At 40.2% G+C, this 22,261-nt stretch carries 24 protein-coding genes and 1 pseudogene; 8 read left to right on the forward strand and 17 right to left on the reverse strand.

The annotated features are described in order from the left end of the window. Both ACVAMZ_RS07105 and ACVAMZ_RS07110 read right to left on the reverse strand, forming a co-directional pair. A complete protein-coding gene (locus tag ACVAMZ_RS07105; protein WP_461684458.1) occupies positions 1-471 on the reverse strand; it encodes an HIT family protein in 471 nt (156 codons plus the stop codon). A gap of 1 nt (position 472) precedes the next feature. After that, on the reverse strand, positions 473-1,510 hold the full coding sequence (locus tag ACVAMZ_RS07110) for a M42 family metallopeptidase (protein ID WP_461684459.1): 1,038 nt from the start codon (positions 1,508-1,510) through the stop codon (positions 473-475). A 132-nt stretch (positions 1,511-1,642) separates the two neighbouring features. On the opposite strand from ACVAMZ_RS07110, the gene ACVAMZ_RS07115 reads away from it, so the two are divergent. Next, the gene (locus tag ACVAMZ_RS07115; RefSeq protein ID WP_461684460.1) at positions 1,643-2,182 is read left to right on the forward strand and encodes a DUF1307 domain-containing protein; all 540 of its coding nucleotides are present in this window, start codon (positions 1,643-1,645) and stop codon (positions 2,180-2,182) included. A 36-nt stretch (positions 2,183-2,218) separates the two neighbouring features. Here the strand turns inward: ACVAMZ_RS07115 and brnQ are convergent, their stop codons facing one another. The 6 genes from brnQ to ACVAMZ_RS07145 all read right to left on the reverse strand — a co-directional run bounded on the left by brnQ (position 2,219) and on the right by ACVAMZ_RS07145 (position 7,341). Beyond that, entirely contained in the window at positions 2,219-3,544 is a 1,326-nt protein-coding gene (gene brnQ / locus ACVAMZ_RS07120; protein WP_461684461.1) for a branched-chain amino acid transport system II carrier protein, read from the reverse strand. A 165-nt stretch (positions 3,545-3,709) separates the two neighbouring features. Further along, on the reverse strand, positions 3,710-3,991 hold the full coding sequence (locus ACVAMZ_RS07125; RefSeq protein ID WP_461684462.1) for a rhodanese-like domain-containing protein: 282 nt from the start codon (positions 3,989-3,991) through the stop codon (positions 3,710-3,712). Then, entirely contained in the window at positions 3,988-4,578 is a 591-nt protein-coding gene (locus tag ACVAMZ_RS07130) for a uracil-DNA glycosylase family protein (RefSeq protein WP_461684463.1), read from the reverse strand. Before ACVAMZ_RS07130 ends, ACVAMZ_RS07125 begins: the two co-directional genes overlap by 4 nt. Before the next feature lie 52 nt (positions 4,579-4,630). Next, on the reverse strand, positions 4,631-6,031 hold the full coding sequence (gene pepV / locus ACVAMZ_RS07135) for a dipeptidase PepV (RefSeq protein ID WP_461684464.1): 1,401 nt from the start codon (positions 6,029-6,031) through the stop codon (positions 4,631-4,633). 9 nt (positions 6,032-6,040) lie between these two features. Then, positions 6,041-6,646: a nitroreductase family protein gene (locus tag ACVAMZ_RS07140; protein WP_045614292.1), complete on the reverse strand. Its 606-nt coding sequence runs from the start codon at positions 6,644-6,646 to the stop codon at positions 6,041-6,043. Between the two features lie 194 nt (positions 6,647-6,840). Next, a complete protein-coding gene (locus tag ACVAMZ_RS07145) occupies positions 6,841-7,341 on the reverse strand; it encodes a hypothetical protein (protein WP_178895351.1) in 501 nt (166 codons plus the stop codon). A 137-nt stretch (positions 7,342-7,478) separates the two neighbouring features. Between ACVAMZ_RS07145 and ACVAMZ_RS07150 the strand changes: the two are divergent. Continuing rightward, positions 7,479-7,703 (forward strand): annotated as a pseudogene (locus tag ACVAMZ_RS07150) (amino acid ABC transporter substrate-binding protein); the annotation flags it as partial. A 63-nt stretch (positions 7,704-7,766) separates the two neighbouring features. Here ACVAMZ_RS07150 and ACVAMZ_RS07155 read toward each other — a convergent pair. Continuing rightward, positions 7,767-8,600, reverse strand: a complete 834-nt coding sequence (locus ACVAMZ_RS07155; protein WP_178895352.1) for a metallophosphoesterase family protein — start codon at positions 8,598-8,600, stop codon at positions 7,767-7,769. Between the two features lie 207 nt (positions 8,601-8,807). Between ACVAMZ_RS07155 and ACVAMZ_RS07160 the strand changes: the two genes are divergently transcribed. The 3 genes from ACVAMZ_RS07160 to ACVAMZ_RS07170 are packed head-to-tail and all read left to right on the forward strand — an operon-like array spanning position 8,808 to position 9,911. Beyond that, positions 8,808-9,002 carry a helix-turn-helix transcriptional regulator gene (locus ACVAMZ_RS07160; RefSeq protein WP_178895353.1) on the forward strand — a complete coding sequence of 65 codons (195 nt, stop codon included), beginning with the start codon at positions 8,808-8,810 and terminating at the stop codon, positions 9,000-9,002. 14 nt (positions 9,003-9,016) lie between these two features. After that, on the forward strand, positions 9,017-9,559 hold the full coding sequence (locus ACVAMZ_RS07165) for a DUF3278 domain-containing protein (RefSeq protein ID WP_461684465.1): 543 nt from the start codon (positions 9,017-9,019) through the stop codon (positions 9,557-9,559). A gap of 10 nt (positions 9,560-9,569) precedes the next feature. After that, positions 9,570-9,911 (forward strand): hypothetical protein, encoded by a 342-nt coding sequence (locus ACVAMZ_RS07170; protein WP_178895355.1) that lies wholly within the window; start codon positions 9,570-9,572, stop codon positions 9,909-9,911. Between the two features lie 48 nt (positions 9,912-9,959). Here ACVAMZ_RS07170 and ACVAMZ_RS07175 read toward each other — a convergent pair whose 3' ends face one another. The 4 genes from ACVAMZ_RS07175 to zapA form a co-directional block, all read right to left on the reverse strand. Further along, positions 9,960-10,856 (reverse strand): TDT family transporter, encoded by an 897-nt coding sequence (locus tag ACVAMZ_RS07175; RefSeq protein WP_461684466.1) that lies wholly within the window; start codon positions 10,854-10,856, stop codon positions 9,960-9,962. A 199-nt stretch (positions 10,857-11,055) separates the two neighbouring features. Continuing rightward, the gene (locus ACVAMZ_RS07180; RefSeq protein ID WP_461684467.1) at positions 11,056-13,392 is read right to left on the reverse strand and encodes an endonuclease MutS2; all 2,337 of its coding nucleotides are present in this window, start codon (positions 13,390-13,392) and stop codon (positions 11,056-11,058) included. Between the two features lie 110 nt (positions 13,393-13,502). Continuing rightward, positions 13,503-14,051, reverse strand: coding sequence for a CvpA family protein (locus ACVAMZ_RS07185; protein ID WP_461684468.1), 549 nt, complete (start codon positions 14,049-14,051; stop codon positions 13,503-13,505). Further along, positions 14,048-14,350, reverse strand: coding sequence for a cell division protein ZapA (gene zapA / locus ACVAMZ_RS07190; RefSeq protein ID WP_004252047.1), 303 nt, complete (start codon positions 14,348-14,350; stop codon positions 14,048-14,050). The genes ACVAMZ_RS07185 and zapA overlap by 4 nt, the downstream gene beginning before the upstream one ends. An 86-nt stretch (positions 14,351-14,436) precedes the next feature. Here zapA and rnhC point away from each other — a divergent pair, with 86 nt between their 5' ends. The 3 genes from rnhC (at position 14,437) to recD2 (ending at position 18,393) form a co-directional block, all read left to right on the forward strand. Beyond that, positions 14,437-15,318, forward strand: a complete 882-nt coding sequence (rnhC, locus tag ACVAMZ_RS07195; protein ID WP_461684469.1) for a ribonuclease HIII — start codon at positions 14,437-14,439, stop codon at positions 15,316-15,318. A 4-nt stretch (positions 15,319-15,322) separates the two neighbouring features. Then, complete coding sequence (lepB, locus tag ACVAMZ_RS07200; RefSeq protein ID WP_461684470.1) at positions 15,323-15,937, forward strand: signal peptidase I; 615 nt, start codon at positions 15,323-15,325, stop codon at positions 15,935-15,937. 89 nt (positions 15,938-16,026) lie between these two features. Further along, a complete protein-coding gene (gene recD2 / locus ACVAMZ_RS07205) occupies positions 16,027-18,393 on the forward strand; it encodes an SF1B family DNA helicase RecD2 (RefSeq protein ID WP_461684471.1) in 2,367 nt (788 codons plus the stop codon). A gap of 46 nt (positions 18,394-18,439) precedes the next feature. Here recD2 and tig read toward each other — a convergent pair whose 3' ends face one another. The 4 genes from tig to liaF all read right to left on the reverse strand — a co-directional run bounded on the left by tig (position 18,440) and on the right by liaF (position 22,171). Beyond that, positions 18,440-19,723 (reverse strand): trigger factor, encoded by a 1,284-nt coding sequence (tig, locus tag ACVAMZ_RS07210; RefSeq protein ID WP_247912737.1) that lies wholly within the window; start codon positions 19,721-19,723, stop codon positions 18,440-18,442. A gap of 112 nt (positions 19,724-19,835) precedes the next feature. Beyond that, positions 19,836-20,468: a response regulator transcription factor gene (locus ACVAMZ_RS07215; RefSeq protein ID WP_004252035.1), complete on the reverse strand. Its 633-nt coding sequence runs from the start codon at positions 20,466-20,468 to the stop codon at positions 19,836-19,838. Between the two features lie 18 nt (positions 20,469-20,486). Further along, positions 20,487-21,476 (reverse strand): envelope stress sensor histidine kinase LiaS, encoded by a 990-nt coding sequence (locus ACVAMZ_RS07220; RefSeq protein ID WP_461684472.1) that lies wholly within the window; start codon positions 21,474-21,476, stop codon positions 20,487-20,489. Then, positions 21,473-22,171, reverse strand: a complete 699-nt coding sequence (liaF, locus tag ACVAMZ_RS07225; RefSeq protein ID WP_281137748.1) for a cell wall-active antibiotics response protein LiaF — start codon at positions 22,169-22,171, stop codon at positions 21,473-21,475. Before liaF ends, ACVAMZ_RS07220 begins: the two co-directional genes overlap by 4 nt. Positions 22,172-22,261: the final 90 nt, after the last annotated feature.

A 22,261-nucleotide genomic window follows, 5' to 3' on the forward strand; every position in this document is an offset into this window, starting at 1 on the left:
TTATCCTTTCATTTCTATCATTTGGTCCAAAGTTTCAGATAAGCTTTCAACCAAACCTTCTAATTTGATTCCCTTAACCTGATATTCTTCAGCGACCATTTCTTCCCAAGGAACCCACCAAACTGGACCACGACCATTAAGACCGTGTCCCTTCATATCACCCTCTCGTCTTGGAAAAATATGCCAGTGGGCATGTGAATCTCCATTTCCCAATAACTTTACATTCATCTTTTGAGCAGAAAAAGCCTTAGAGACAGCTTCCTGAACTAGGCTCATTTCCTCTAGAAAGCGAAGTTTAACGTTTGGATCTAGTTGGTGTAGTTCTGTGACATGTTCCTTAGCTAAGAATAGAGTGTAACCTTCAAAATACTGGTGATCTCCAATGACAACATAGCCTGTTTCTAATTCCTTGACAAAGTAGGGATTTTCCCCTGCCTTAATCAATTCAATTCGTTGGCAAATCAAGCACATCTTAGTCTACCAATCCACTCTTGAGGTAAGCGTCCACCATACGCTCAGTAGCAACTACAGAATCAATATGAGTTCGCTCATAAGAGTGACTAGACTCGATACCCGCTCCTAGAAGAGCGTGTTTGACTTCTGCTCCAGCTGACATGGCTGCAGAAGCATCCGAACCGTAAAATGGATAGATATCGAGTTTAAATGGAATGTCCTGCTCTTTTGCTAGAGCAACCATATGTTGACGGAATTCATAGTGATAAGGACCTGAAGCATCTTTAACACAGATAGACACTGTGTACTCATCCGTCTGCTGGTCATCTCCCATCGCTCCCATATCTACTGCTAGATATTCAACAACTTGACTTGGGATACTTGAGTTAGCACCATGGCCCACTTCTTCAAAGACCGAGAAGGCAAAATGCGTAGTGACAGGAAGTTCAATCCCTTCTTCCTTGTACACCTTGAGGAGATTTAGAAGGATAGCTGCACTGACCTTATCATCTAAATGACGTGATTTGATAAAGCCTGTCTCAGTTACGACAGTTCGTGGGTCAAAGCTGATAAAGTCACCAACCTCAATACCAAGTGCGCGTGTTTCTTTTTCATTGGTCACTTTTTCATCCAAACGCACTTCCATATTGTCCTGCGTGCGTTCAGCAGTGCCAGCGTCCTTGTATACATGACAAGAAGTCTGGTGGATCAAAATCGTTCCAGATACCGTTTTACCTGTGCTAGCCACATGAACTGTACAGTTTTCGCCTTCAATCATATTCCAAGGGTAGCCACCAATACGGTCCATTTTAATACGACCATCTGGTTTAACAGCGCGAACGATAGCTCCCAAGGTATCCACATGGGCGGTCACATAACGCTGTTGCTCGTCATTTTTACCTTTGACAGTAACGTTGACGCCACCTTTGGCAGTACGGATTGGTTGATAACCTAGTTTTTCAAGAGTCTCAACCAAATAATTCGTAATTTCACGTGTAAAACCTGTTGGCGATGCGATAGCAGTTAGTTCTTTGATATATTCTACAGTTTGATTCATTTCTTCACCTCTTCCTAATATTATATCACTTTTCCCATTTTAGTATGTGTAAAAAGGAAAATCGAATATACTTTGATTGCAAAAGTATTTTATGATATAATGAAAAAAGTTCTTATGATGAAAGGAAAAAATATGAACAGATATTTCAAAATGACGCTTCTCTTAGCCTTACCTTTGGCATTCTTGTTGGGATGTTCAAAACAATCCACAACCACTTCTTCTAGCTCTTCTACACCAGAAACGACTGAGGTAAAAGCTTCTGAATCTAGCACTACTGAAAAGAAATCAGAATTAAAAACTGCTACCTTTGTGAACGATTCTCAGCCTGGTGTCGTATCAACCTTAACATATACGGTTGACGGTGATAATGTTGTCAAACAAACTGCTCATAATGTCGCTGATCCTGAAGTACTCAATAATACTGCAGATGCTGTAAAAAGTATTCTTGAAGAAACCTACAAAGGCTATAAGGGACTTAAAGGGGTAACTTTCTCAATCGAAGTTAAAGATGGTAAAGTCGTTCAAGATCTTGAAATCGATCTTTCAGTTGCAAGCATTGACGAACTTAGAAAAGCTTTACCAGAAGAATACTCAGGTGTTGGGAAAAACGTTAGCTTTAAAGCCTCTAAGAAAATGTTAACAGACCTCGGTTATAAGGAAAAAACGAACTAAGAGTAATAGAAAAAACTTGGCCAACGCCAAGTTTTTTTATTCCATTTCAAACGCTTCACTTTCTTGTTTATTTGGAAGGACAAGAGAAAGTAGAATACCAATAATAGCTGGTACTAACCATGGTAAGGAAGCCTTAGCAAATGGTAGAGCATTCACAATATTGGCAAGGAAGGTCACTTCAAATGAACTTCCCAAGACACTAGCTACGGCAATAGCTGTAACAAGACCCATCGTCAATTGCATGCCTGGTTTTGAAAGTGGTACAAACTTGTTCACAATCACAATCATAACAATCACAATGGTAATTGGATACAAGATAACTAGGACAGGGATAGAATATTTGATGATTGCATCAAGACCGAGGTTGGCAATTGCAAAACCAATCAAGGTAAAGACAGTCGCATAAACCTTATAGCTGAGTTGTGGGAAACGTCCGTTAAAGAATTCAGCAGTTGAAACAATCAAACCTACAGTCGTTGTGAAGCAAGTTACTGTTACCATGGCAGCTAGGAATAATTGAGCTGTTGAACCAAAGATTTCTTGGGTCGCTTGTGACAAGATATAAACCCCTGGAGTTCCACCCTTCATCGCTTCTTCTGTCATCGGGAAGTGATTTCCAAGGAAACCTAGGCCGATGTATAGAGCACTAAAGCCAAGCGCTACGACAATTCCGACTACCCAAATGGTTGAGATGTACTCTTTTTTACTCGAAAATCCAAGTTGTTTCAAGGTTTCAACCGCGATTACACTAAAGGCAACAGATGCGAGAGCATCTAGAGTATTATATCCTTCAAGGAATCCTGCTCCAAATGCTGAAGCTTGATAAGCTGCTGTAGCTGCTTGCGGTGCATTTCCACCATATTTGAGGGCTCCAAGAATTACCAAGATGATAATTAAGAGGGCAAAAACTGGTGTCAAAACACGACCGATACGATCCAAAATCTTTGAAGGATTAAGCGCGATTAAGAATGCTGCAACAAAGTAGATAAGGGTAAAGATAATCAAGCCTAGACCTTTGTCAGCATCTGCCAAGAGGGGACTAATCCCTACTGCATAAGAAGTTGTTGCAGTACGTGGAATGGCAAAGAATGGACCAATCGACAAGTACAAAACTGCTAGATAAATCGTTGCAAACCAAGGGGAAATCTTTGTAGAAATCTCATAGATATATCCCTTAGGATTTAAGGTCCCGATGATCAAGGTCAAGACGGCAAGTCCGACACCTGAAAGTACAAATCCTGCAATGGCAGGGAGAAAGTGTTCCCCAGATTGAGCACCTAGGGTAGGGGGGAAAATCAAATTACCCGCACCAAAAAATATTCCAAACAGGAGTAATCCTGTTAATGCACCTTTTTTAGCCATAAACTCTCCTTATAAAAAATAAAATACTTTCTTAGTATAACATGATTAAAGGCTTGAAAAGGCTATCTCGGAAAAATTTTAAAATGTTTTCAATTTTCTGATTTTTAGAGCAAATAAACTCCCTTTAAAACCTTTCTTATTTTCGGTCTTAAAGGGAGTTTTTTCTTATTCTAAAGCATCCATGCAACCTAGGACATTGATAACCTCATATCCTTGTTCTGCTAAAAATTGACAAGCGCGTGCTGAACGCATTCCTGATTTACAAATCACGTAGTAAAGATTATCCTTATCTAGTTGTTTATAAGTATCAGCTAATTGGCTGAGAGGTAAATTACGAGCGCCTTCTAAATGAAGAGTCTCAAATTCCTCTACTTCTCTCACATCTAATACAGAAAGCGACTCTTTCTGGTATAGTTGGTAAAAATCATTAAAAGTAATTTCTTTCATTTTTCTTCTCCGAGAATTTTTTGAATTCTTTCTTTCAAGTCAGGCAAAACATCTGCTTCAAACCAAGGATTTTTTTTCATCCAGATTTGGTTCCGAGGTGACGGGTGCACCAAAGGGTAATAATCTGGCAAATAATCCTTAAAGCGATGCACACGGTCTGTTACCTTGCCACTGACTTTCTCATGCAGATAGTAAGCCTGAGCATACTGACCAATCAAGAGCGTTAATTGAATATCAGGTAACTCTTTCAAGAGTTTTGGATGCCATTTTTCTGCAAAACTGGGTCTGGGCGGCAGGTCACCAGATTTCCCATGTCCCGGAAAATAGAAATCCATGGGCATGACTGCAAAGTAACCTGAATTGTAAAAGGTATCCTCATCCACACCTAACCACTCTCGCAAGCGGTCGCCACTTTTATCCTTCCAGTATAGCCCTGCTTCTTGGGTTTTGAGACCTGGCGCCTGCCCAATGATATTGATACGAGCTGTTTTTGGTGCTGCAAAGAGTGGCTCGATGCCTTGCTCGGTATAGCCGGCATTCTGTGGATCCGCCATGATAGCTTGCTTGATTTTTTCGATTTGAGACATCTGTTTCCCTCCAAAAAGAAGTCCAAGCATAGAATCTCAGACTTCTAGATCATTATTTGATCAATTCATAAATAGCTTCAGCGTAGATGGCTGCTGCACGGAAAAGATCGTCCAAGGCGATAAATTCATTGGCCTGGTGCATAGTATCGATAGAATCTGGGAACATAGCACCGTAGGCTACACCACGCTCTAATAGACGTCCAAAAGTTCCTCCACCGATGACTTGTTCGTGACCTTGAAGACCTGTTTGTTTTTCGTAAACATTCAACAAGGTTTGAACGAGTGGATCTTCCATTGGCACATAGTGAGGAGTGTGACCATGTTCAGAAAGGCTGACTGAAGCAACTGGCAAGGTTTCAAGAACTGACTTGATTTGCTCTGGACTTGTTCCTTTTGGATAACGGAAGTTAAGGGCAATGGTATTGTCAGCACTTGTTTCATCAAAGCGGAAGACACCAGCATTCATAGAAAGGGCACCCATCTTTTCATCCACATGAGCCACTTTCAAGTTTTTGCCTTCATGGTCATTTAAGAGAATCTTACCAGCAATGTCAAGGAAGTCTTTTGCAGGTCCTTCAAAGTCAAATTGGCTGAGGAAGAGAGCAAGGTAAGTCGCACCGTTGACACCTGAAGCAGGCATAGCACCATGAGCAGATTTACCAATTACAGTCACCTTGTATTGACCATTCTCTTCTTGAATGTCTCCTCTAAGTTTGTGCTCTGCAACAAAGGCATCTAGTTTCGCTTGCAAATCAGCCAAGTCCCCTGAAACAACTGCTGTTGCTGATTCTGGCACCATATTTTCACGCAAACCGCCTGTGAAACTGTGAAGACGAGCTGCACCCTTGTTTTCACCAGCAAAGTGGAGGTATTCTGTGATATTTCCTTTTTCACCATTAATAATAGGGAATTCAGCATCTGGAGAGAATCCAAAGTCTGGCTTTGCTAGTCCTACATGTTCAAAATAGTAGTCCATATCTGCCCAACCTGATTCTTCATCAGTTCCGACGATAAAGCGAACTTTCTTAGAAGTTGGAAGTCCCAATTCTTTGATGATTTTCAAACCATAGTAACAAGCCGTTGTAGGACCCTTGTCATCTGAAGCACCACGCGCATAAAGACGACCATCTTTGATAGTTGGAGTGTAAGGGTCCGTGTCCCAACCACTACCTGCTGGCACTACGTCCATGTGAGCAAAGATTCCGAGAACTTCTTCTCCTTGACCAAACTCGAAATGACCTGCATAGTTGTCGACATTTTTTGTTGGGTAGCCATCACGGTCTGCGATTTCGAGGAATTTCTCCAAGGCTTTTACTGGACCAGGTCCAAATGGATGCTGCGCATCTGCCTTGCTGTCATCACGTTCTGAGTTGATTTCCAAAAGGCTAAACAAGTCAGCCAAGAGGTCTTCTTTACGTTTTTCTACTTCTGCTGTAAAATCAATAACTGTCATTTTTACTTCCTATCTTTTCTCGATAATTTCATCTACTGGCAAGCGGTAGCTTGGTTCCAATTTCTCATCTGTGTATCCTACTGTAATCAAAAGCTCTGGACGGAAGCGTTCTTCAATTTCCAAAACTTCATTAGCTTTTGATTTGTCAAAACCAAGGATAATGTTTGAACCAATTCCCTGGTCAGTCAATGCAAGGACCAAGTTCATCGCAACTAATCCTGCATTAAGAGCCAAGTAGTCACTGACTTGTTGTTCATTGTAACGTGCATACTCAGCTGGAAGATTTTTCATAAAGTACTGAAGTTGTTCTTCTGAGAAGTTCTTTGCTCCACCAACACGGGCAATCTTGCGAGCTCGTTTAGCTAGGTCAGTATCTGTAAACAAGGCAATGGTTACAGGGGCAGATGCTACTTGCTCAAAGTTTGAACCGTAAGCCAATTTTGCTAGTTCAGCATTTCTCTCACGAACCACAACAAACTTCCAAGGCTGACTGTTGTGAGCGCTTGGTGCCAAGGTTGCGATTTCAATAGCAGTACGAACATCCTTGGGATCAACAGGTTTATCAATAAAATGCTTTGTCGCATGACGTTTTTTATTTAACTCAAGAAATTTCATAAGCAAGTTCCTTTTCTAATTCTACTGCTTCCATTTTACCACATTTTGAAAGAGCTTGCAGAGATTTTTCATAAGTAGAGACCTTTATCCCATCTCTTAACCAGGAATTACAAGCTTTTCGATTTAGTTGTAAGCTATAATAAAAACTTTCTGCACAAGAAAAAGTAGACGATTAGTCGCCTACTTTACTCATATTATTGCGCTGATACAATTTTACTTGCAGATTCAATCGCTTGTTTCATAGCATCACGTGCAGTCTTCAATTGTTGAAGGAAAACAGTACGTGCTTCTGCAGGCATTTCTGTATCGTCAGAACCTGCGCTTGACAAGCCATCATTAAATGCCTTTCTTGAAGTTTCTAGTGAGTTAAGAGCAGGTTCCACTTGTTGTTTATAAGCATCTTTTTGAGCCTCAGGAACTTTGTCACCGATTTCTTCAACATATTTCTTATAGTTGTCAATCAACTTACCAAAAAGAGTTTTCATATCTCCAATTGTTTTAGCGTTGTCAATTTCTTCATCTGTTAGAAGAGTAACTTCAGATGTGTTTGTCTTTGAGTTATCTGTTTTTGATGAAGCTGATGTTTGTTCAGTCGTGCTTGAAACTTTACTTGCAGAATCAGAAGATTTATTTCCACAAGCTGCTAAAGTTGCAACTGATAAGAGCACAAGGCCCGCAGTAAGAAGTTTTTTCATGACTATCTCCTTTAAATAGTTTTATGATACCTATATTTTAAAATAAAATAATTTTATTGTCAAACATTTACCGAATTATTGAAGCTAAAAAGCTCATTGAGTTCACTATTTTTAAAATCTATATTAAATTTATCGAAAATGTTCAAAAGATTATCCAAGACCGAGGTTTAGACTTGAACGTAGTCGACTTGGAAAGCAATGATAATCCAAATAACTACATTATCTTCTCAAGCGATGGAAAAGAAATTAAAGAACAATTTGACAAGGTCCTCAAAGAACTCTACCAAGACGGAACCCTTGAAAAACTCAGCAAAACCTATCTCGGTGGTTCCTACCTACCAGATCAATCTCAATTACAATAAGATATATTAAAAACGATTGGCTAGTCCAATCGTTTATTTAGTATCTGTTAATCAAAGCAACTCTTACAAAAAATCAAAATAATTCTTCACATCCTCCACATAGCCATGCTTTTCAATTAAACTAGCTAACAAATCTCTATTATGGCCTTGATAGTTGTCCTCTCGCCGCAATTCTTCATACATTTCGATAAAGGGAAGGCCCTTGGTCTTAGCTGATTCTAGCTCTGCTTCATAGTCATAAACAACCTTACGAAATTGGATATTGACTAATTCACCATTTTCAACCTCAAGTAAGGCATACTGGGCACGGTGATTTTTCAGCCCTACCCAGTCAAAATAAGGCATACCAATCGAACCTGGATTGATGATTTGTTGACCTTGGCTACCATAACGAAGCAACTGCTTGTGAACATGACCATAGACGGCTACATCAGTAGTTTCATCAAGTAGCTGGTCAAATTTTTCGGTATCATTTTCAACCAGCAAATCACCACCATAATTTTTCTCAGGTAAATTATGTGAAAGAGAAAAGCGCAAGCCTTCCACTTCTTTCTTGGCTACCATAGGTAGATTTCTCAACCAATCAATATGCTCTGGGTTTAGACGCTCCATCAGATACTGGGTCAATCGCATAAGCTGGATTTCTTGGGGATCCTCTAAACCATATTGCCCATCTAAAGCCTCTAACACACAATCATCCCAGTTGCCTCGAACAGATGCTGTAATGGGAAGGTCTTTCAAAAGAGCCACCAAGTCATTTGCTCCCGGCCCAGGAAGAAAAATATCTCCCAGAAGCCAATATTCAGTCGCTCCCAACTTTTTAGCGTCCTCAAGCACTCCAGCTAAGGCTGTCGTGTTACCATGAATGTCTGATAAAATTGCAATCTTATGGTTCATTTTCTGCTCTTTCTTTATTGGATAGCATTCAGGGTATCCAAATCACTCTTATTTTTCTTCATTATAGCATAAAATCGTAGAAGATTTTCACATAGAAATATTATCACCAAGATTCTTTTAAAAATATGTCAAAAATAGTTGACATTTTATTTTTTAAAAGATATACTATAGTCAAATATATGTGACATAATCAAATAAGGAGGAAGCATGAATCGTGTGAAAGAATTTCGCAAGGAATTGGGCATATCCCAGCTCGAACTTGCCAAAGATATCGGTGTCTCTAGACAAACCATCAACATGATTGAGAATGACAAGTACAATCCTACCCTGGAACTCTGTCTCAATCTCGCTCATAGCCTCCAAACAGACCTCAACAGTCTCTTTTGGGAGGACGAATTTTAATAAGGAGAAGAAAAATGAAAAAAGAAACTCTCACTGAAAAACTAATCAAACGCACATACGGCATTTCTGGACCACTTGATGAACACAAACAACGTGAGGCTGACCGCATCGGAAATAAACTCTTTATGGTTCTCTTCTACCTCATGGTTTTTGGCAATCTCATTCCCTTTGTCCTCGCTTATAAATATCCCCAAGTGGTCGCTTTCGGATATCCAATCATTATTTTTCTGGTTTCTATGGCTTGTGCTATCTATGTTTCCACTCAAACTAAAAAAACAGGTATTACTACTATTGATCCTGAAATGTTGACTTGTAAAGAAAAGAAACAATTGCACTACCCTGGACTTAAGGCTGGTCTAGTCTATGGAGTTTTTATGTTCTTTGGCATGCCACTTCTCAATGTCTTAACGGATAATGGCAAGAACTATTTCACCTCTCTTTTCAATTTCGGTCATTTCACATCAATTCTTTTCGCAGCATTCTTTTTCGGATTAATAATGCAACTTGTCGTCTGGCTTCGCATTCGAAAAGCCAAGGAAGATCAAGACGACTATTAGGAGGAATCATATGAAATCATTACAAACTTTAATTCTCAGTCATATTTTGGTCAGTATCTTTATGACCTTTTTCCTAGTTTATGGCTATATTACACGTCCTTTTCTGATCATCTTCCTGCTAGCCCTTCCTGTCTTGAACAAAGGACAAAGGTTTCAGAAAATCACATCAAAAAAAATACGCCTCTTAAACGCATCTCTCTGCTTTATCCTCGTATCTCTCCCACAACTAATTACGAATTCTATGGATTGGAGATATCTCCTATTTCTAACCATCTGTATAATTTTTAGTTTGGTCTACTTCTATACTCTCTATCAACTCTTTAAAGAAGTTAAGCAAAAAGAATGTTATTAATCGCTCTAAAAAACACCCCCCTAACACTTCTCAGTGCTAGGGGATTTGTTATTTTCTTAAATATCTCACATATTCTACTAATACGTAGATGAGGATTGTTAAACAAATGATAGTTTCTATCCAAACGAGTAGGTTAAGGGTTGGAAACTGTAGGATTCCCTGGGCCATTTTCAAGGAAGTTGCCGTGATGATGGTTGGGAAAGTTAGAGCTGAAAAGGATGGTTGAAATCCCTGTTTTAGAATTCTCGGCAAGCGACTAAGGACAAAGAAAAAGAAAGCCTGTGATGCAAGAATCATGACTAGCAAAATCCAGCTAGGAAGGTCTGGACCTCCTACTCTCACTAGTGCTGCTAATAGGAGAGAAAATGGAGCGCAATAGATCCCTTCTTGCCCTAGTAAAGGCAGTGGCAATGGATCTATTTTCAAATCTTTATAGATCAGAGGGTACAGGATAAGGGTTAAGATAAAACCAAAAATCCAAGCTCCATAGGCAATCCCAACAATGCCCACCACGGGGTAGGTCAAGCTTGCTACTGCTATTCCTACATAAAGAACAGTCCAGGTCGGTGTAGCACTAGCCCTTGGTTTAGCCTGAACGTAATTGATAGTAAAGTAAATGATTAAACCGACATCCAGTAGAAAGGCAAACCACCAGAGAACTTGCGCAATGATACTCAAGCTCATAGGTAACACGCGCAACAAATAAGTCGATAAAATCATCCCTGCCATGGGAAAGGTCGCCATTCCTGACAAGACGGGCGCTTTCTTCAGTTCTTGCTTACTTTCTTGCCAATCACTAAGATGACTGTAAAGAAAATAAAACCATAGAATCAAGCCTGACAAACTAAGCAAATGAGAAAGAAATGGGAAGGTATCTAAGATAAGATTTCCTGCACCAGCTAATCCCAATAAGCAACCTGAAAAGGCTAAGGGGAGTTTCTTCATGTTAACCTCCGAAAATAACGTTACTATCAGTATAGCATAATTAAAGCTCAGCTAGACAAGCCTTCATCAATTTTTTTTTGGCTATAAAACGATTGTCCCCTTTTAAAATACTCACTAACAATAATGATTAAAATAAATTCATCAAAAGAGTACCTATCACTTGATAGGTACTCTTTTAACATTTCATTCTATAGCTTGGTTAGCCTTTAAAGGTAACGATAGTCGCTCCAGAACCACCTGCATTTTGTGGCGCATAGCCAAAGCTCTTGACTTGCTTGTTTCTTTGGAGATATTTAGTTACTCCTTCACGGATGACTCCTGTACCAATACCATGGATGATGTCTACTTGAGCCATGTTGTTGAGCAGGGCTTGGTCGATAAAGGCATCCAAGGCTTCCATAGCCTCCTCATAGCGTTTGCCACGAAGGTCTAGTCGAGCCTGTGGACCTTTACCACCTGCCCGTTTAACAACGTTGACTTGTTTCTTCTTGACTGGTGCTTCTTGCTGAGCTTGTACCAAATCAAACTCTTTTTCCTCAAGTGTCATCTTGATCAAGCCAACCTGAGCTTCCCAACGACCGTCCTTGAGTTGATTGGTCAAGGTACCTCGTTGACCATAGCTTAAAACGATAATATCATCTCCGACTTTTGGAGCTCGTTTTTTCTTGGCCTTTTGAAGGACCTTATTTTTAGAAAGATCAACTTTTTCAGGTGCTAACTTCTTGAGTTTGGCCTTGGCTTCGATAATTTCATGTGGTTTTAGTTGAGATTTACTGTGAAGATTTTTAAGAATATCATCACTTTCAGCCAGAGCCAATTCAACGATTTCGGCAGCTTGCTCACGCGCCTTATTGAGTTCAGTCTCCTTCTCACGATTGAGTTCATTGTAGAGTTTTTTAAGCGCGCGGTTCATCTTGAGGTTTTCTTGCTCGACTTGGCGAATATTCTCAAGACGTTTGCGGCTTTCAAGTGTCTGCTCTTCCAACTGCTCTATGATGCGATTGACATCATTGTCTTGATTAATCTGCTTGCTAGCGTCACCTACAATGACATCCGACAAGCCTAGACGTTTAGCAATCTCAAAGGCATTGCTTCGACCTGGAACTCCCTGCATAAAACGATAGGTTGGGCGCAGGCTAGCTGTATCAAACTCCATGCTGGCATTTTGAACATAGGCAGTTTCAATTCCGTATGCTTTGAGTTCAGGATAGTGAGTGGTTGCCATAGTCTTGACCTGACGCAAACGCAAGTCTTCTAGGATAGACATGGCAAGAGCAGCCCCTTCTTGGGGATCTGTACCTGCTCCAAGCTCATCCAGTAGCAAAAGCGAGTTTTGGTTGACCTTACCAAGAATATCTACAATATTAGTCATGTGACTAGAGAAGGTTGAAAGACTTTGTTCGATGGATTGTTCGTCTCCGATATCCGCAAAGACCTCTTCAAAAATCCCTACACGACTTCCCTTATCGGCCAAAATCGGCAAACCTGACTGAGCCATCAATTGCGTCAAACCTAAGGTTTTAAGCATAATGGTCTTACCACCCGTATTGGGACCAGTGATGACGATGGCTGTTAGATCTTTACCAAAGTGTACATCATTAGCAACAGCATTTTGCACCAAGGGATGACGAACATGGAGGAGTTGAATCTCCTGGTCCTCAGAGACTTGAGGAACTACTGCTCCAGTCTCTTGGATAAAGCGAACCTTAGCACGAATCAAGTCCAAATGTCCAATAATCCAGGCATCATTTGCGATTTCAACTGCGTGCGGTCTTACTCGTTCAGAGAGTTCCTGAAGGATACGCATCATCTCATAGCGTTCGTCTGCACGAAGACTAGCGATTTCTTCACTCAGCTTGACTACTTCACGTGGTTCGATATAGACAGTGTTCCCGCTGGCAGAAATATCATGAACCACACCGGCAATCTTATTACGATAAGTGTTTTTGACAGGAAGAACCTGGCGACCATTTCTACTAGCGATGATGCCTTCTGTTAACATCTGAGCCTTTTGTTTGAGGAGGTCTTGCAAGACATCACGAACTTGGCTCTCGCTATCATGGATTTTACGGCGAATCCGTGCTAATTCTTCACTGGCAAAATTCTCGATAAAGCCTGCTTCATTGATAGCTTGGAGATTACCTTGTAGATGTGGGAAGTCGTGAAGTTTCTCAAACCAATATGCCAAGTGGTCCAAGCGTACATTTTCAAGATTATCATAGAAATTTTTCAGTTCACGGCTAGCAAAGATGACACGTTTGAGAAGGAGAAATTCCTCGATGTTGAGGTCAGCACCCATCTCCAAGCGTTTGCAGGTAGCCGCAATATCTTTTGTCCCCGAAATGCTGAAATGAGGATACTCGACAAAGAGTTCTTGCATCTCCTTCATCTCTGCAAAGGCTTGTCTAATTTTATCAGCTTTATCTGTTGGGACTAGCTCTTTTAACTGCTCTAGTCCTTGTTCCGTTAAAAGATGTGGCTCAAATAGAGCCTTGACCTTATTAAATTCTAACGTTTCTAGTATTTTTGTATTCATCTAATTTCCTTAGTAAATAAGTTATGACTTTTCTTATTTTCAACTTTTTTAATTCAATCTCTTACTTTTCGAAATTGTAAACAAAAGGCTAGGAATAGTTCCCGCCCTTTTTATCCGATTAATTTGGTAACCCAAAGCTGCTTAATCAAACTGGTTGTGAATGGAATGCTTTGGATGATATGTCTAGCTACAAAGCTATTTTCAAGTGAATTTTGAACAATTTGTAATGGCACAGTAGCGAGAATCGTTAGCATCATCTGGAGGACAAACAAGGTCACACCGACTGATAGCACACCCGCACCGATACGGTAGTATTTCCCATCAAGTATCTTACTTGGTACTAGGTTTAGAAAAAGACCAAGCAAACGGCCGATGCAGTAAAAAATCGTAAAGGCTAAGAGGAAGCCGACACCTGCATAAAAAACCTTATCTAGTTGGAAAAGTTGATTGGATGGGAAAAAGAATGTTCCCTGTCCTTCCTGCGGATTAGCATAAGGAATTAATAAATTGAACTTCTGCCCTAAAGATAGGTAATATTTGCTTGCAAAATAAGCAGAGACAATCGTTGCTACAAGATAATATGCTTGCAAAATAATTCCTCTGCGGTAGCCAATATAAAAGCTCCAAGCAAGGATTAATAAGAGTAGAATGGAAATCATAGGGAATCCTCAATCTTACTCTGCTCTTGTTTAGCCGCAACCACTTTATAACGGAGCGATTCTAACTCTTGCTCCTTATCATCAAATTCAATCTCACGGCTAAGCTGTGTTGACAAGCAGTTAACTGCTAAGAGAATAGCTACTGTCTCATCATCAGCTCCAGGCATTTGTTCTTTGATTGCTTCATACTTTTCCGTCGCAACTTTAGCAATCTCCTCCATGAAAAGATTGTCATGTTCAGTTGTCAGCGTTAATGTTTTTTTCCCAAATGTAAACTTGAATCGATTTAAATTTGCCATAAAATTCACCTCACGATATTATACCAAATTTCACTAAGTTTGTCAGTTTTTACCAATTCTAGCGCTTTTATGGTACAATAGAGACTATGGCAAGTATCACATTAACTCCGAGTGAAAAGGAAATTCAGGCTTTTGTTCAAAAGCATGAGCATGCCCTCACTCCTAGTAAAAATCCTTATATTCGCTACTTTTTAAAACTTCCTCAAGCCAGTGTTTCCGTCTATACATCTGGGAAAGTCCTCTTGCAAGGGGAAGCTGCTGAAAGCTATGCTAGCTTTTTTGGCTATCAAGTAGCGCAAGTTGTTAGCGGACAAGATTTCCCTTTGATTGGAACAGATGAAGTCGGAAATGGTTCCTACTTTGGTGGCCTGGCTGTAGTGGCGTCATTTGTAACTCCTGATCAGCATGACTTTTTACGAAAACTTGGGGTTGGAGATTCTAAAACACTAACTGACCGAAAGATTCGTCAGATTGCTCCCCTTCTTAAGGAGAGGATTCAGCATCAAGCACTCCTTCTTTCGCCAAGTAAGTATAACGAAGTCATTGGGGAACGTTATAATGCTGTTTCGGTCAAGGTAGCTCTTCACAATCAAGCAATCTATCTCCTCCTTCAAAAGGGAGTTGAACCTGAAAAAATTGTTATTGACGCCTTTACCAGCTCACAAAATTATGAAAAGTATCTAAAAAATGAAGCCAATCATTTTCCTAATCCAGTCACGCTAGAGGAAAAAGCTGAGGGCAAGTACTTGGCTGTTGCAGTTAGCTCCATCATTGCGCGTGATCTCTTCCTAGAAAATCTTGAAAACCTGGGACGAGAGTTAGGCTATCAACTTCCAAGTGGTGCTGGAGCTGCTTCTGATAAGGTAGCTAGCCAAATCCTTCAAGCATATGGAATGAAAGGGCTCGGCTTCTGTGCAAAGCTGCATTTTAAAAACACAGAAAAAGCTAAGCAACTTCTAGAAAGGTAAAAGTATGAATTATTTTAAAATATTTTTAAAAGAGTGGGGAATTTTCTTCCTGATTATTGCATTAATAGGTCTCAGCCGTCTCTTTCTCTGGAGCAATGTTCGTGTAGAAGGACACTCTATGGACCCTACTCTAGCTGATGGAGAAATTCTCTTCGTTGTCAAACATCTCCCTATCGATCGCTTTGATATAGTTGTCGCTCATGAGGATGAAGGGAATAAAGATATCGTGAAGCGAGTCATCGGATTGCCAGGTGATACCATCCGTTACGAAAATGATAAGCTCTACATCAACAATCAAGAAACCGATGAGCCTTACCTGGCAGATTATCTCAAACGCTTTAAAGAGGATAAACTCCAATCAACCTATACCGGAGATAGCTGGGATGGGAAAAAAGGCGAGTACTTCAAAAGTCTTGCTGAAAAAGCTGATGCCTTTACCTTAGATGTTAACTTCAATACTAGCTTTACCTTCACTGTTCCAGAGGGACAATACCTCCTACTTGGTGATGACCGTCTGGTATCTAGTGACAGTCGACATGTTGGTACTTTTAAAGCAAAAGATATTATTGGAGAGGCGAAATTCCGTTTCTGGCCACTCAAACGTATCGGAACATTTTAAGAACACTAAGAGGCCGAGAAATATAAATCTCAGCCTCTTCTCATTCTATTCTGAATGATAGATTGCATTCAGGAATGTAAAGGAATTATATGGAAGTCTATTTTACAGGTACGATTGAACGTATTGTTTTTGAAAATGTCAGCAACTTTTACCGTATTCTCCTTTTAGATATAGAGGATACCAATGCTGAGGACTTTGATGATTTCGAGATCATTGTTACAGGGACCATGGCTGATGTTATCGAAGGAGAAGAATACACTTTCTGGGGGCAGATTGTCCAACACTCCAAATACGGAGAACAACTGCAGATTTCCCGTTACGAAAGAGCAAAACCAACTAGTAAGGGATTGGTCAAATATTTCTCTAGCAGCCATTTCAAAGGGATTGGTCTCAAAACTGCCCAAAAGATTGTGGAACTCTATGGGGAAAATACTATCGATGAAATCCTAGAACATCCTGAAAAACTTGAGACTATCTCAGGGCTGTCTTCTAAAAGTCGTGAGGCCTTTGTATCTACACTCCGTCTCAACTACGGGACTGAAATGGTCTTGGCCAAACTTGCCAACTACGGAATCCCTAATAAATTAGCTATTCAAATTCAGGATACCTACAAAGAGGAAACTATCGATATCGTTGAAAATTATCCCTACCAGTTGGTAGAAGATATCAAGGGATTGGGTTTTACCATCGCTGACCAATTGGCGCAAGAATTGGGCATTGAAAGCCAGGCACCTGAACGTTTCCGAGCAGGACTCATTCATAGCCTTTTAAACGCTTGTATGGAAAGTGGGGATACTTATGTTGAAGCTAGAGACTTATTAGAAAAGACTCTAAATCTACTGGAATCCTCACGTCCTGTAGAACTGGAACCAAGTCAACTTGCTCAAGAATTGTCCAATCTCATTGAAGAAGAAAAAGTCCAACAAGTTGACACCAAAATCTTTGATAACAGTCTCTTTTTCGCAGAAGAAGGAATTCATAATCACCTCATTCGAATCCTTGAAAAAGAAGAAACTGATAAACAAGAAACAGAAATCATCCAGGAGCAGATCGCAATTGTTGAGGAAGAATTAGGCATTCAATACGATGTCATTCAAAAACAGGCAATCTGCGATGCTATCCAAAACAAGGTCTTTATCCTGACCGGCGGACCTGGTACTGGAAAAACCACTGTTATCAATGGGATTATTGCCGTCTATGCTCTATTAGAAGGACTGGATCTTCGAAAGAAAAGTAATCTACCGATTCTCCTTGCTGCTCCAACTGGTCGTGCGGCTCGTCGCATGAATGAACTAACAGGCTTGCCAAGTGCAACGATTCACCGCCACTTGGGTATGACTGGTGACGACGACACAAGCCATTTAGAAGATTATCTAGATGCTGACTTTATCATCGTAGACGAGTTCTCTATGGTAGATACTTGGCTAGCCAATCAACTCTTCTCAAATATTTCCTCTACTAGTAAAATTCTCATCGTTGGAGATAGTGATCAGTTGCCTTCGGTTAGCCCAGGTCAAGTTCTGGCTGACTTACTCCAGATTCCAAGTATTCCGCAAACACGCTTGGAAAGAATCTACCGCCAGAGCGAAGAATCAACCATTGTCACACTTGCGAGTCAGATTCGTCAGGGAATTCTACCTGCTGATTTCACTCAGAAAAAAGCAGACCGTTCCTACTTTGAAATCGCTAGTAACCAGATCCCAGCTACTATTGAAAAAATCCTAGACGCTGCCATCAGAAGTGGCATCCCCGCACGAGACATCCAAGTTCTAGCTCCTATGTATCGTGGAGCAGCAGGAATCGATGCCATCAATCAACTCATGCAAGAACTGCTCAATCCTCTTCAAAAGGGACAGATTAGTTTTGAAGCAAGTCAGTTTCAGTATCGTAGTGGAGATAAGGTCATTCATTTGGTTAACGATGCAGAAGTCAACGTTTTTAACGGAGACCTAGGCTACATCACGGACCTCATCCCTGGAAAATACACTGAATCTAAACAAGATGAAATGATGATTGATTTTGATGGGAACGAAGTCGTCTATCCACGCAACGAATGGTATAAAATTCGTCTTGCCTACGCCATGAGTATCCATAAATCTCAAGGAAGTGAATTCCCAGTTGTGTTTCTTCCCATCACCAGTGCTAGCAAGCGTATGCTGGAGCGTAACCTCATCTACACTGCTATTACTCGGGCTAAAAGCAAACTCATTCTACTCGGTGAACTTCAAGCCTTTGATTATGCGACTAAACATATCGGAACAGCTCGAAAAACCTATCTGATTGAACGTTTCAGCGACTTAACTGAAATCTCTGCGGAACTAAATGAGCCAATTCTTGAAACAGAAAATCAGATTAACCCTCATCAACCTTACATCCTAACTGAAGATAACTGGACTAGTATCCCAGCCATGATTGGGATTAGCCAAGATGATCTTGATGAGTTTTTCGGAAAATAAAGCACCAAAAAACCACCGAATCCGGTGGTTTTTTTATCTTTTCAGATTATTTTACTGTTGCAGTGCTTGTGATCAATTCAACAGCTTTTTTGATTGTGATATCGTGTTTCAACATGTCAGCTGAAAGCAAGCTTTGTACTTGGGCAACTTCCATGTTGTAATCTGCAGCCAATTGCTCGATTTCTTTTTGGATTTCTTCTTCAGTAGCGTCAAATCCTTCAGCTTTAGCAACTGCTTCGATAACAAGATTAGTCTTAGTACGTGACTCAGCTTCTGCTTCGTATTGTTTGTGAAGGTCTTCTTGAGTAGTTCCAGTGATTTGGAAGTACATGTCAGGGTTGATACCTTGACGTTGCAAGTTTCCAAGGAACTCATTTACTGAGCGGTGAACTTCTTCGTGGATCATTTCTTCTGGAAGTTCTACGATTTCAGCGTTTTCAACTGCTTTATCGATTGCTGCACCTTCAACGGCATCATTGTATGCTTCTTCTTTAGCAGCCGCCAATTCTTTGCGGTATTTTTCTTTCAATTCATCAAGAGTTTCAACTTCTTCGTCGATATCTTTTGCAAGTTCATCGTCAAGAGCTGGAACTTCTTTAGCTTTAACTTCGTGGATAGTTGTTACGAATTTAGCTTCTTTACCTGCAAGGTCTTCTGCTTGGTAGTCTTCTGGGAATGTTACGATAACATCAACAGTTTCACCAGCTGAATGTCCAACTAATTGGTCTTCAAATCCAGGGATGAATTGACCTGAACCAAGTCCGAGTGAGAAGTTTTCACCTTTTCCGCCGTCAAATTCAACACCGTCGATAGAACCAACAAAGTCGATAACAACAGTGTCTCCGTTTTCAGCAGCACCTTCTTTGATCACCAATTCAGCCAAGTTGTTGCGTTCACGTTCGATACGCTCTTCAACATCAGCGTCAGTTACTTCTTTATCTACATCAACTGATACTTCAAGGTTTTTATATTCACCCAATTTTACTTCAGGTTTTGTAACAACTTCAGCAGTGATAACCCAATCTTGACCTTTTTCCATAGAAGTTACGTCAATTTTTGGTTGAGCAACTACTTCAAGACCAGCTTCTTTAACTGCTGCTTCATAAGCGTCTGGTAAAAGAGCGTTCATTGCATCTTGGTAAAGTGCTTCTTCACCAAATTTTTGGTCGAAGATAGGACGTGGAAGGTGACCTTTACGGAAACCTGGAACGTTAAGAGTTTTCTTTACTGAGTTAAATACACGGTCCAATTCTGGTTTGATTTGGTCTTGAGAGATAGTGAAAGTCAAGACACCACGGTTTGTTTCTTTGTTTTCAAATGATACAGACATTCTGTCATTTCTCCTTAAAATTTTTAATACAGTCCATTATACCACATAGTAGCGAACTTTTTCAAGTAATGGATGCGCTTTTCGTCCATGCTTCAGTTATATCCTATGTCCCCTAAAATTCATCAGAACCCACCAGATGATGTTGAAAAGCATAAACTACTGCCTGGGTACGATCACTAACTTCAAGTTTTGCTAGGATATTGGAGACATGGGTCTTGACTGTCTTAAGGGAGATAAAGAGCTCATCTGCAATGCGCTGATTTTCATAGCCCTTGGCAATCAGTTGAAGGACATCGCGTTCTCGCGCAGTTAATTCTTCGTGAAGTTCCATATGATTGCGGTGATATTCTACTTTCTTACTCACCTCTTGTTCGATAGCTAGCTCTCCAGCTGCCACCTTTTGAACAGCATGGAACAATTCATCGGCACTTGATGTCTTGAGCATATAGCCTTTAGCCCCAGCATTCAAGACTGGCATGATTTTTTCATTGTCTAGATAAGAAGTCACAATCAAGATTTTAGCCTCCGGCCATTCTTTGAGAATAGCTAGAGTTGCGTCAATTCCGTTGACTTCAGGCATAACAATATCCATGACGATCACATCTGGACGAAGCTCCAAGGCCATGGAAATCCCTTCAGCTCCATTAGTTGCTTCTCCAACAACCTCTACATCATCTTGTAGTTCAAAATAACTTTTTAATCCAAGACGCACCATTTGGTGGTCATCTACTAATAATAATTTCATTTTATTTCCTTTTGTTAGTCAATCAAGCAAGGGGATCCGAATATCCACTGCCAAACCCTGCTTGGGTGCTGTTAATAGTTGTATGCTCCCTGCCATATCTTCCACTCGTTCTTTGATATTGCGCAGTCCATAACTTAGTTCATCAACATTATCTAACTGAAAACCACGGCCGTTGTCTACTACCTTTAACTGCAAGCCTGTTTCCGTTTGATAAAGGTAAACATCTAAACAAGAAGCTTGCGCATGGCGAAGGGTATTACTAATCAATTCTTGTACAATACGAAAAATATGCTCTTCAATTTTTTTAGGTAAAACTGTTACCTGATATTTAAAGCTTACCTTCAGATCACTTTTTTCTTCTAACTCTTTGAGGAGTACCTGAATCCCCTCCACCAAACTCTTTTGTTCGAGTTCAATAGGACGCAAATGCAAAAGTAGAATACGCAAGTCTCGTTGGGCTGTCTCTAAAATGGCAGTCACGCTTTGGAGTTGTGTTTGCATCTTCTCTTTGTCTAATCTGGAAGCTTGTTGACTGAGTCCTGATAAAATCATATGGGCAGCAAAAATTTCTTGGCTAACCGTATCATGCAAGTCACGCGCGATTCGCTTGCGCTCCTTTTCAACTATCTCTTCTTCTTTGACTAAAACCTGATTGTCCGCTTTTTGAATGGCTTCTGTCAGTAAACCAAGCTTGCCTGACAGGTTTCTAAAACTTGCGTCTAAATCAGCATCTCCAAGGCTTTTAATATCTTTACCAGTTAGCAGACGTTTAAGATTTGCTTGGATTCTTCTTCTTGAAATTTCATCAACCATTGTCCAAAATAGGACCAATAAAAAAGCAAGGGCAAGACTAAACATCAAAGCTAGAAATAGGACTTTTTCTGTCTTTTCTAAATCTTGGAAGAGAGAAGTCCATTCCAAATCTAAGACCTTAAAAATGCTTCGAAATAGAAAAGCAACAAAGAGAAATGAGGTGAGACCAATTAAAATATAGGGTTGCTTTTTCATCCTCTCACCACCTCAACATCTCCAACCATAGTTGTCAAAAGAATCTTAACACTCTTTGGACTCTTGAGATAATCTCTGGTTTCTTGATGAAATTGCTCATTACGCAAAGCACGTTTAGGCTGGTCAAAAAAGGTTAAATCTCCGTACAGAGAATTGACGCTTAGACTGACTTCAACATCCACTGGTACGATAATTCTAGTCGTACCCACCAGTTTTCTCAAGATGATGACATTATCATGATTGCTCAAAATCACGTGCTCTAGATGAATGGTATCCTTCCCCATAAGGCGAAAGAGATTGATATCATCAAAACGACAGGTCTGATAGCTAGAGAAGTGATGAAGATTTCCAAACCAGCGATTTTTCTCCCTCTTTACCGTCACTACTTCCTCAAAAACCAGATTGGTATCTTCTCTTTCCTGGTTCATCATAGGGTAAAGCAGGAACAGGCTGTATATCAAGGCAACAAAGATGGCTAAAATGACAAAGGGATTGAGCATGATGATAAAGAAAAATAAGATGCTCACCGCCACTAAAATAAAGTTATTTCCTTGTTTTCCAGTATAATAGCGAATCAGCAGTAAAAACAAGAGCAATATCAGTAGAAAACGGGAAAAATGCTCTGATACCATCATAATCAGAGCTCCTGTTAATAAACAAGCTTCAATAAATAGAAAAATTTGAAATTTTCGCATGTAACCGACCTCTCTATTTAATTGTATCACAAATCCCAAAAGTCACATCCGTCTGAGGAATGATAAAGAGGTCGGGACTAAAATCCTGAC

The sequence above is a fragment of the Streptococcus sp. KHUD_017 genome, from assembly GCF_054861245.1.